This window comes from uncultured Gimesia sp., assembly GCF_963972345.1.
Taxonomy (GTDB): Bacteria; Planctomycetota; Planctomycetia; order Planctomycetales; family Planctomycetaceae; genus Gimesia.
Genome location: NZ_CAXAVM010000244.1, coordinates 1 through 9,661 on the forward strand (window position 1 = coordinate 1; position 9,661 = coordinate 9,661).

The following is a 9,661-nucleotide window of genomic DNA, read 5'->3' on the forward strand; positions in this document are numbered from 1 at the left end:
GGTCAGGCAGTACGACGAACGTGGGCAGATTATCGGTCATGCTGCCAAGTCCGTAACTGATCCAGGCACCCATGCCGGGAAAGCCGGGCAGAATGAATCCGGTTGCCTGCATGAATGTCGCCGGGCCATGCACGTTCGACTTGCTGACCATGTTGTGAATGAATGCCATGTCATCGACACAGTCGCCCAGTGGCGCGACACATTCATTCAACCATTTTCCCGATTCCCCATACTGCTTCCACTTCCAGGGAGACTGCATGGTTTTGCCAGGTGAGGACTGAAAGAGCTGTACCTGTTCGCCGGGATCCCAGTTGTTGCCATTGTCTTTGATCAACTGGGGTTTGAAGTCGAACGTATCACACTGACTGGCGGCTCCCGACATGTAAAGCTGGACCACTCGCTTTGCTTTCGGCGGATGATGCAGAATATGCGTGCCGGTTTGCGGGTTTGCCAGCAGTGGCTCGTTCTGCAGCAGCGATGCCAGGGCAATTCCCCCCAGTCCACCGCCGGCTGACAATAGAAACTCTCGACGATCCATAAGATCACTTTCTGCGTATTTGATTAATCGATAAAGATAAATTCATTGCTGTTCAGAATCAGCCGACAGACATTTTTCAGGCCATGCTGCGCGCCGATCGTCTGTAAAATTTTGAGTTCGTCCGGCTCAGGAGACCTGCCCAGCGCGGTTTGAAACGCGTGATTAATTTGTGCCGTCAAGTCGGCTGATTGCGCCTCGAGACTCTCCGCAAAGAAAACGGACATGCTGATCATAAACTGGTCGTTTAACAGGGAGAGCGCCTGGAGCGCAGTTAAGGTTTCGATTCGTTTGGGAGTAAGCTGCGAAGGGTCGGCACAATCCAACGATTCCATAAACGGATCGGGGACCGAGCGGACGATGAATCGATAAATGGAACGGCGGTGCCGTTCTGCGGTCGCGGGATCGTACTTTCGATAGAGGTAGTGAGGGGAATGCTGTGGCTTCTCCAGAACAAACAGTCGATCCCCCGGTCCGTACATTTCGAGGTCCAGCTTTCCACTGATCTGCAGGACGGAATCGCGGATGGCTTCGGCTTCCAGTTTGCGACGGTTCATGCGCCAGAGCAGACGATTATCGCCGTCGAGCTCACTCCCCGCTGGATTCGTACGAGATGACTGCTGGTAAGCAGTGCTGAGTAAGATCAGACGATGCAGGTCTTTGAGCGACTGTCCTTCATCGCGGAAGCGGCTGGCCAGGTAATCAAGCAGGTCGGGATGCGTGGGTTGGGCGCCCATTTTACCGAAGTCATTCGGCGTATCAACGATGGCTTTCCCGAAGTGATAGAGCCAGACACGGTTCACAAGGGAACGCCAGGTGAGTGGGTTGTTGCGACTGGTAATCCAGTGAGCCAGGGCCACGCGGCGGGCTCCTTCGTTGTCTGGATCTCTCAAAGGGAAGTTACCAGGGAGTCCATCAATCAGGTTCGGTGCTGAAGCTGCTACTTCCCGTATTGGCGCTTTTTCACTGCCTCGACTCAGCAGATGCACGGGACGCGGCTGACCTTTCGTGGGACGAAAATTTCCTTGTGCAGGGAAGTCAGTTGCAGCCGCAAAGACCTTTTCTGGATCGGGAAGTTTCTTGAGATTAGATTGGAGTTGTTGGATTTTGGCGGATAACTGCTGGAGTGATTTTTTCTCTTCCCCGGTGGACAGGCTGGCGAGGAAGTCATCCCGTTTCTGTTTGAGCTCGGAAAGGTCTGTATAGAATTCGAGGCTCTGATAATATTTCCCGTCGATCAGATTCTGGCGGGACCAGCGGGGAGCCGCTTCGATCGAATCCAGCGAAGTGACCTGTGCCTGGCTGGAAAGATTCTTGCCGTCGGGAGCAAACACCTGGAGTTCCCCCAGCGCAAAAATAAAATCGTTTGAGCGGGGAGCGAGTTTCGTCGCCGTCATTCTGATGTATTGGAATTTCTTTTGTCCGGCATCAGTTTGGATATGACTTGTTCCGGGATTCGGATAATCCTGTTGTGTATGATCGGCGATCGTGGTTGCCGACTTGAAATCACTGGTGTTTGAGACTTCCAGCCTGAACCGTTTCGGAAAACCGAAGCCGGCCCCAATGTTGTTGTAATTGTCGAAGGCGGGGATCAGTGTGATTTTCTCTGCTGTTACCGGCTGTTTGAAATTGAGCTGCACCCATTTGGGAGTCTTGTCCGACTTTTCAACCTGGCTGTGATATCCATATTCAACACCCTGTCCCTGCTTCGCGTTCATCGCCCGTTTGAGTTCTGCTTCCAGACGTTCCAGTTTTCCACCACCCCGTTTCCTGATTTGCGCGTCGAGCCGTTGATGCTGGCTTTGAGACTGTTCCAGAAACGTCTGCAGCGTCTTCCGTCGTGATGCGGTCTCGGGATCCGGGTCATAACTGCGCTCGGCCCGGTCGATACCGGCGAAGACTGCCTGCAGGCTGTAATAGTCTTCCTGGGAGATCGGATCGAATTTATGATTGTGACAGCGGGCACACTGGACCGTGAGACTGACGGTAGTATTCATGACGGTCGCCACCATATCGTCGCGGTCGAGATTGCGGGTAATTTTTTTCTCGATCAGTTTTTCGCTGATTTCAATCTGACCGACCCAGTCAAAGGGGCCGGCGACAATGAACCCGGTGGCAGAAACGCCATCTTGTGAAAACGGATTGAGGATATCACCGGCAATCTGTTGCTGAATGAATTGGGCATAGGGTCTGTCCTCGTTCAGGGAGCGGATGACATAATCCCGATAAGGCCAGGCATTTTCGCGGAGCTTGTCTTTATCGTAGCCGTGCGTGTCGGCATAGTGGACCAGGTCCAGCCAGTGCCGCGCCCAGCGTTCGCCGTAACGGGGGGAAGCCAGCAGTCGATCGACCAGTTTTTCGTAAGCACGTGGATCGGAGTCTTGGACGAACTGTTCGATTTCTGCTGGTGTGGGGGGCAGTCCAGTCAGATCGAAATAGACGCGGCGGATCAGCGTGCGGCGGTCGGCGGGGGGAGAATAATTCAGCCCTGCCTTGCGAAGTCTGGCCAGCAGGAAGGCATCGACGGGAGTGCGGACCTGTTGTTGTTCGTTGTCGGTCAACTCCGGCAGCGGTGGTTGTGTCAACGGTTGAAACGACCACCAGTCATTGTCGTTGAGCTGTGCTTCCTGAATACGAACCGCGGGAGGCCAGACAGCACCGGCTTTGATCCAGTTGCGGAGTGTTTCTATTTCCGTTTTGGTGAGCGGCTCCCCTTTTTTGGGCATCTCCGGTTCGGGTCCCACGACATAATCGAGCAGGAGACTTTCCTCCGCGACGCCAGGCATCAGAATGCGTCCATTTTCGCCGCCTGCCAGAGCGCCCTGTTTTGTTTCCAGTGAGAGTCCGCCATCTTTAGTACTGTCGTTATGGCAGCGGATGCAATGCTGTTGAAAGATGGGGACGACCTGTTTTTCGAAATCAGGTTCCGCCGCAATCGTGGGGACTGTGGTCGCCAGCAGGCAGAGGGCAAGTAGCGGCGTGAGTTCCTGTGTTTGTCGTGTGACTGACCACATGTTCGCGTTTCAATCTGTTTTCAGAGAGTGAGCTGCCTTCAGTCAGTCCCGTTTTCACTGCGCCTGACAGAAGCTTCGATAATAACCGACTGATAGATTCCTGGTGGGAGTAGCTGGTAAATAGGGCTGAAAGTCATTCTGGAATGCCCTCATAAAGTATATGGCGCGGCAGGACTGTAATTCGTACCAGAACTTTTCGTTTTTTGATGAAAATTCGAAGATTCACTGGTTTTCCGGTACCAATCCGGCTGCTGAAGCGCCACATATTACTAAGGGGGAGCCGTCCGGCATTACAGTGCCGATTTCTTTTTGCGACAAAGATTCCCCGAATCTCCTGCCATTGATAGACTTTACAGCAACATGAACGATCCCACAGAACAACCTGACTCTCGCGAACTGTTTTTTCGCCAGTTTTCCCGGGTTGACCGTAAGCTGTATGGCTATATCCTGGCGCTGGTGCTCGACGTGGTTGCTGCAGAAGATATATTTCAGGAAACCTGTGTCATCCTCTGGAAGGAATTCCCCCGGTATGATCCGGAACGCAGCTTCCTCAACTGGTCGTATGGAATTGCATTTAACCAGATTCGGAAATACCGGCGTAAATTTCAGAACAAACGTCTGCTATTCAGCGATACCCTCGTGACTGAGCTGGCGGAAGATGTGTCGCAGATGATTGAAGAACAGAGCCAGCGTCAGTTAGCGCTCACGCAATGTCTGCAGAAACTGACCGAACGCGAGCGGGACCTGCTCGATGCCTATTACGGTGATCTACAGACGGCGGCTTCGCTGGCGGAGCGAGGGAAATGTTCGGTACACACAATTTATAAAACAATCAAGAAATTGCGGCGGGCGTTGTATGAATGCGTCAACCGGCGACTTGCGAGTGAGGTTTCATCGTGACAGATCCTGCCCCTGATATTCGAGAACAGATTCTGGAACTGGCCGACGCCCAGTGTTCGGGAAACATTACTGAAGCGGAACTGGAAACGCTGGAAGGTCTGCTGACGGCACATCCGCAGTACCGACGTGAATATCTGAATTATGTTTTTGTACATATTGGCCTGGCAGGAACGGCACAATCACAGTTATTACAATCGCCTGAAACAGGAGCAACCGCTGCTACCATCCAACCCGCTGAAGTGACCTCCGCAGAGACCGATCGGGGTTATCTGGTGATGTTGATCCCGATCGTCTGTACTGCCATCTGCCTGGGAGCGGTGGGGAGCTACCTGATCTGGGGAGATCTGAAACTGCTGCACGAGCCTGTGATTACCATGCAGGAACAGTCGCAATATTATTTTGATGAAAGTGCGGTGCCTCCCGAAGAAGTGGCTTCGGTCAACCAGATGGCCCGTGCCCGGTGGGAACTGCTGGGAGACCGCCCTGCCCTTACGGATCATTTTCAGCCCGGCACGGTGAAAGTGACTTCAGGCCAGGTGGAATTCGCCTTTTCCGGCGGTGCAGATATTAATGTCGCCAGTCCGTCCCTGTTCGGATTCGAGCGGAAGGATCAGGGAACGCTGTTTTCCGGCAGTGTGTCGACACAGCGTTCGGACCGCCGGGAACTGTTTCGGCTGGAGACCCCGGGGATCGAGTTGATCGATCGGGGAACCGAATACGAAGTCAGCGTGAACGAAGCCTCTGAGACCTTCGTGCATGTGCTGGATGGCCAGGTGGAAGTCAAAGCCCGGGGCCGCCTGCCCCGCTTTTTCTGGAATTTCGATCAATCTGCTGCAGAACCCCTCATGGATCAGATGGGTAATCATGCGGTGCGCGTCGGGAACAATGCAAAACTGGTCCCCGGTCTCGTGGGAGCGGGCGCCATGCGGTTCAATAACCGACCGGACGCCAGTCTGCTGCTGGGCAATGGTGGCGGCAGAGAAGTCGGCACGGGTGACTATTCTGTTTCGACGGGAATTACGATTGAAACGCTGCTGATTTCGGAATGGAAAACTCCGAGCGAACCACAAGTGAAAGCCCCCTTTGATTACGACGAGATCTTTCGTAAAGAGGATGGCAGCTATCGGATTCTGCTCAGCTTTCAGAATGATGACAAAGCCGACATCACCCAGATTCCCAGGACAGGCAACGGCCCCTGTCTGTCGTTCGGACTGTATCTGTCCGGCCTGGGATACAGCGAACTGGATATGCCTCTGGACGGAAAAGAGGGCCGACCGACACTGGCCGAGATCCGCGACGGAAAACCCCATCATATTGTCGCCACCTATAATGGCTGGACCGGGGAGAAAGCCATTTATATTGATGGCGTTTTACGGATGAGCCATCGCTTCCCGGTGGGGACAATGATCATCAGCGGCGGTGCAGCACCCGCAGTCATCGGCAATCTGATCTCTGGCGACTCGGAAGCTTTGATCGGCCGGGAACCGTTCAGCGGCGTGATCGACGAAGTCGCCTTCTACGACTATGCCCTCGATGCGAACACCATCGCCACTCACTATGACCTCTTCAAAGCAGGTAAAGATTATTTCGACGGCCAGTTAAACGAGTTCCTGCGCCAGGAACAACAGGGAGAATTTCTGCTGCTCAACAAAGGGCAGAAGATGAAATTCTCCGCGGAGACCGGGAAACCGGTGCTGTGAGATTTTCGCTCACTCCTCCAGCGAATTGTGGCGGGTTTCTTTGACCGTGAGTGTGATACAGAAGGAAATCGCGGCGATGCCGGAGAGGTACCAGGCGATGGAGAGCGGGTTTCCGGTCGAATGAACGAGCCAGGCGGCGACCATGGGGGCGGTCCCTCCGAAGATGGCGAAGGGGATGTTATAGCTTACACTGGCTGCACTGACACGCACGCCGCGGCTGAAGAGTTCAGTAATCGTGGCGGGAATGGCACCGGCGAAACAGGCGACGAGCAGGGCAAAGCCGATCTGCCCGGCGAGGATCATCTGATACTGATGATGGTGCATCAGCCATAACAGGGGATATGAAAACAGAGTCACGCCGGCGGCGCCGATCAGCAGTAGTGGTTTTCGCCCGTATTTATCAGCGAGGATCGCTGCAAGCGGAACCAGCACCGTTAAAGCGGCCATGCTGATAGTGTTGATGTCGAGGGCCTCGGCGCGGGTTTCGCCTACTTCTTCCACGAGCCAGGTCGAGAGATAAATGAAGACGGTGTAAAAGGTGACCGCGTTCATCATATTCAGGCCGGCTGACTGCAGCAGTTCTGTTTTATGGCTGGCCCAGGCCTGTTTGAGAGGTGAGTAGGCTTCCTGTTCAGAGAGTTCTTCTGCAATCGGCTGATCGGGGATGCCATGCCGGATGAAATAACCGACGAACGCGACGAGCACACCAGCCAGGAAGGGAATCCGCCAGCCCCACTCCAGGAGTTGCTCATTCGTGGTAAACGTGTTGATTAACGCACCGACGGCGGAGCCAAGCAGAATGCCGCAGGTGGCGCCGATCATGCTCCAGGCACCAAAAAAGGCACGGCGACCGGCGGGCGCATGTTCGACGAGGAACACGAACGAACTGGTATATTCCCCGCCGACAGAAACACCCTGAATCATGCGAAGCAGGACCATCATGATGGTGGCGTACATACCGATCTCGGCGTGGGTGGGAAGGATGCCCACGAGCATGGTGGGGATCGCCATCATCAACACTGAAAGGGTCAGCGCTTTCTTACGGCCGATGCGATCGCCGATATGACCGAACAGCACGGCGCCCACCGGTCGCATCAGAAAGCCCGCAGCGAAGGCACCGAAGGCGGCGATCAGCGAGACCCGGGGATCTTCCGAGGGGAAAAACAGTTTGCCGATGGTGGGAGCAAAAAATCCATAGACGGCAAAGTCGTACCATTCCAGAATATTGCCAATGAAGCCGGCGGCCAGGACCCGGATTTTTTTCGTATCCGTTTCTTCGGGTTTCATACGCGGAGCCACGGTCGACATGGAATTTTTACTCTCGGATGGGATGTAGTGATATCAGGAAAACTGAATGCGGTCGTAGTTTAGGTGATTCGAAATGCTGTGGAAATGCGGATTTCCGGGGTGGAGAAGAGAAATGTCACTTGCTGAGCCGGGAAGTATTCTGGATTGCTCAATGAGTGATGCTCGCATTTTATTGATCAGGGAAGTTTGATATAGGAACCTTCTCTCTCAACTTCGATTCCGGCATCCTGCAGGGCTTGGAGTGACTCTTCAGTTAATACTTTCTCAACGCCTCTGACTCGGATCAGTCGAGGCATATTTAAGAGACTGTTGATGACCTGGCTGGTGATTTTGGTATGACCTAAATGCAGATACTGTAAATTATTCAGTTGCGTCAGATGTTGGACGCCTGCATCTGAGATCGCGGTGTGATTCAGAAAGAGTACATTCAGATTTTCCAGATCGGTAAGATGGGTCAATCCCTGGTCAGAAATATCAGACTCCTCCAGGTGAAGTTGTCTCAGCTGAGACAGTTTCGCTGTTTCCCTGAGATGTGTGTCGTTAATCGTAGACCCGAGCAAACGGAGACACTGCAGTGATGTCAGGGCAGTCAGGTAATTCAGTTCGGCGGGATCAAACTCCGAAAAATAGATGGACATAAGGGTGAGCTGGCTCATATTAGACAAGTTGCGAAAACTGTCTTTCTCAATGGTTGTTCCACTGAATCCAATTGATTTCAAATTGGTGAGGGAAGAGATGTGTTCTAACTCTCGATTTGAAATATTCACAGCTGTCAGACTCAAGGAATTCAACCTTTTCAATTGTGAGATGCTGCGCAGCTGTTCCGAATGAGAATCGAAATTGCAAAGTGTCAGAGAGCGGAGTGAAGGGAATTGGCTCAGCTCTTTGTAACTGGATTCAGTCAATGATGTGCCATTTAAACTAAGTGAAGCAAGTTTGGGGAACTGTTTCATTACAGAAAAGCCACGATCGGTAATCCGTGCCGGATGGTTCCTGTCTCCCAGTTTCAGTATGAAAAGCGACGGTTGATGTTCCATCGATTCAACAAAGGCGTCGTCGACGGGGCAGGAGTTCGAGCCGGCATAAGAGATATAGGTTATCCTGCTTAAGCTTTCACTGACAGCCAGGGGAATGTAGAAGCAGGCTCCATTATAACAGGCATACTGGTCGATACGAACTTCACCGCCATGACTGCGAATGGACTCGACGAGCGACTTTGTCCGCCAGCGCTGAGACAGAAAAGGAGCCAGACCGAAGGCAAAAACGACTAACAGCAACGAGCAAATGGTACGAAAACTGAACCAGGATCGTGCTGGCTGTTCAATGCTCTGATGCTTCGTCGATGTTTGTCTGATTAACATGTTACCAATCCAGTCGAACCCTTGCTTAATCGACTACAATATTCACTCAGGTGTGCCACTGTCGGCTTGTCCGACTGTGTTTGCTACCGGGCTCCTATAGTCTATCACTGTTGTTGTAATTAACCAAAGAATTCCCAGGGTAGACCATGAATTGCCGGCAATTCAGGATCAATCAATTTACCATTGCTTTCATGCCAGCGGGCACTTGAATATTTCCACTCTCTGCATTCAGTGACCAGATTTCGTTTTACCGGATTGAGGTGAAGATAGTTGACCGCTGATTCAACGGCTTCCCTGGTGAAGAAATTTCGATCGTATCCGGGCCCTTCCAGCCAGAATCGAAAGGATGTTATTCCCGGCCGAGTTCTGATCGTCAGCTCTGTCAATAATGGGTGTTGTTGTTCTATCAGCAGTTCTTTAATCCGATAGGAAAATGGACGTTTGATCGCAGCCAGGAACCGGTCAATTTTACATTCGTGTGTTGTAGGATAGACGAGTAAGTGTAAATGTTCCGGCATGATCACGAATGCGATCAGATTGAAATGATGCCGGATTAATGCCCGGTCTATCGACTGACATATCATATTAATCCAGACCGGATTTGTCAGCAACGGTTTTCTTTTGAAGCAGGAAAACGTCAACTCATGGCAATCACCGGGCTCGTGATAATGTCTGATTTGTTTTCGGTGAGTTGGCATGTTCTGGTGCTGAACTGGATCTGAAATAGTACAATCTTATGGGCTATTGATATGAATGGTGCGCGTGATATATCAGCACTGTCGGACAAGCCCAATACTGTTCGGCACGGAATTTGCGCACTGTCTCAGGTAAGTGTAGAATACT

7 protein-coding genes are annotated in these 9,661 nt (G+C 52.4%); 2 read left to right on the plus strand and 5 right to left on the minus strand.

Annotation, left to right across the window (positions count from 1 at the left end):
• Together AACZ40_RS26065 and AACZ40_RS26070 are read right to left on the minus strand one after the other, a co-directional pair.
• Window positions 1-538: DUF1501 domain-containing protein (locus tag AACZ40_RS26065; protein ID WP_339676469.1), on the minus strand; the 538-nt coding region annotated here is incomplete at its 3' end.
• A 23-nt stretch (window positions 539-561) separates the two neighbouring features.
• The gene (locus AACZ40_RS26070) at window positions 562-3,549 is read right to left on the minus strand and encodes a DUF1553 domain-containing protein (protein ID WP_339676472.1); all 2,988 of its coding nucleotides are present in this window, start codon (window positions 3,547-3,549) and stop codon (window positions 562-564) included.
• 360 nt (window positions 3,550-3,909) lie between these two features.
• Between AACZ40_RS26070 and AACZ40_RS26075 the strand changes: the two genes are divergently transcribed.
• Window positions 3,910-4,449: a sigma-70 family RNA polymerase sigma factor gene (locus AACZ40_RS26075; protein ID WP_291166390.1), complete on the plus strand. Its 540-nt coding sequence runs from the start codon at window positions 3,910-3,912 to the stop codon at window positions 4,447-4,449.
• Window positions 4,446-6,149 (plus strand): LamG-like jellyroll fold domain-containing protein, encoded by a 1,704-nt coding sequence (locus tag AACZ40_RS26080; RefSeq protein WP_291166388.1) that lies wholly within the window; start codon window positions 4,446-4,448, stop codon window positions 6,147-6,149. The genes AACZ40_RS26075 and AACZ40_RS26080 overlap by 4 nt, the downstream gene beginning before the upstream one ends.
• A gap of 9 nt (window positions 6,150-6,158) precedes the next feature.
• Here the strand turns inward: AACZ40_RS26080 and AACZ40_RS26085 are convergent, their stop codons facing one another.
• The 3 genes from AACZ40_RS26085 to AACZ40_RS26095 all read right to left on the minus strand — a co-directional run bounded on the left by AACZ40_RS26085 (window position 6,159) and on the right by AACZ40_RS26095 (window position 9,516).
• Window positions 6,159-7,457 carry an MFS transporter gene (locus AACZ40_RS26085; RefSeq protein ID WP_291166386.1) on the minus strand — a complete coding sequence of 433 codons (1,299 nt, stop codon included), beginning with the start codon at window positions 7,455-7,457 and terminating at the stop codon, window positions 6,159-6,161.
• 176 nt (window positions 7,458-7,633) lie between these two features.
• The gene (locus AACZ40_RS26090) at window positions 7,634-8,818 is read right to left on the minus strand and encodes a hypothetical protein (protein ID WP_291166384.1); all 1,185 of its coding nucleotides are present in this window, start codon (window positions 8,816-8,818) and stop codon (window positions 7,634-7,636) included.
• 119 nt (window positions 8,819-8,937) lie between these two features.
• Window positions 8,938-9,516 (minus strand): transposase, encoded by a 579-nt coding sequence (locus AACZ40_RS26095; RefSeq protein WP_291166381.1) that lies wholly within the window; start codon window positions 9,514-9,516, stop codon window positions 8,938-8,940.
• Window positions 9,517-9,661: the final 145 nt, after the last annotated feature.

What these genes read in the sequence shown, in the direction of transcription:
- AACZ40_RS26070 (WP_339676472.1), bottom strand. Translation starts at nt 3,549, where the DNA reads ATGTGGTCAGTCACACGACAAACACAGGAACTCACGCCGCTACTTGCC.
- AACZ40_RS26075 (WP_291166390.1), top strand. Translation starts at nt 3,910, where the DNA reads ATGAACGATCCCACAGAACAACCTGACTCTCGCGAACTGTTTTTTCGC.
- AACZ40_RS26085 (WP_291166386.1), bottom strand. Translation starts at nt 7,457, where the DNA reads ATGTCGACCGTGGCTCCGCGTATGAAACCCGAAGAAACGGATACGAAA.
- AACZ40_RS26090 (WP_291166384.1), bottom strand. Translation starts at nt 8,818, where the DNA reads ATGTTAATCAGACAAACATCGACGAAGCATCAGAGCATTGAACAGCCA.
- AACZ40_RS26095 (WP_291166381.1), bottom strand. Translation starts at nt 9,516, where the DNA reads ATGCCAACTCACCGAAAACAAATCAGACATTATCACGAGCCCGGTGAT.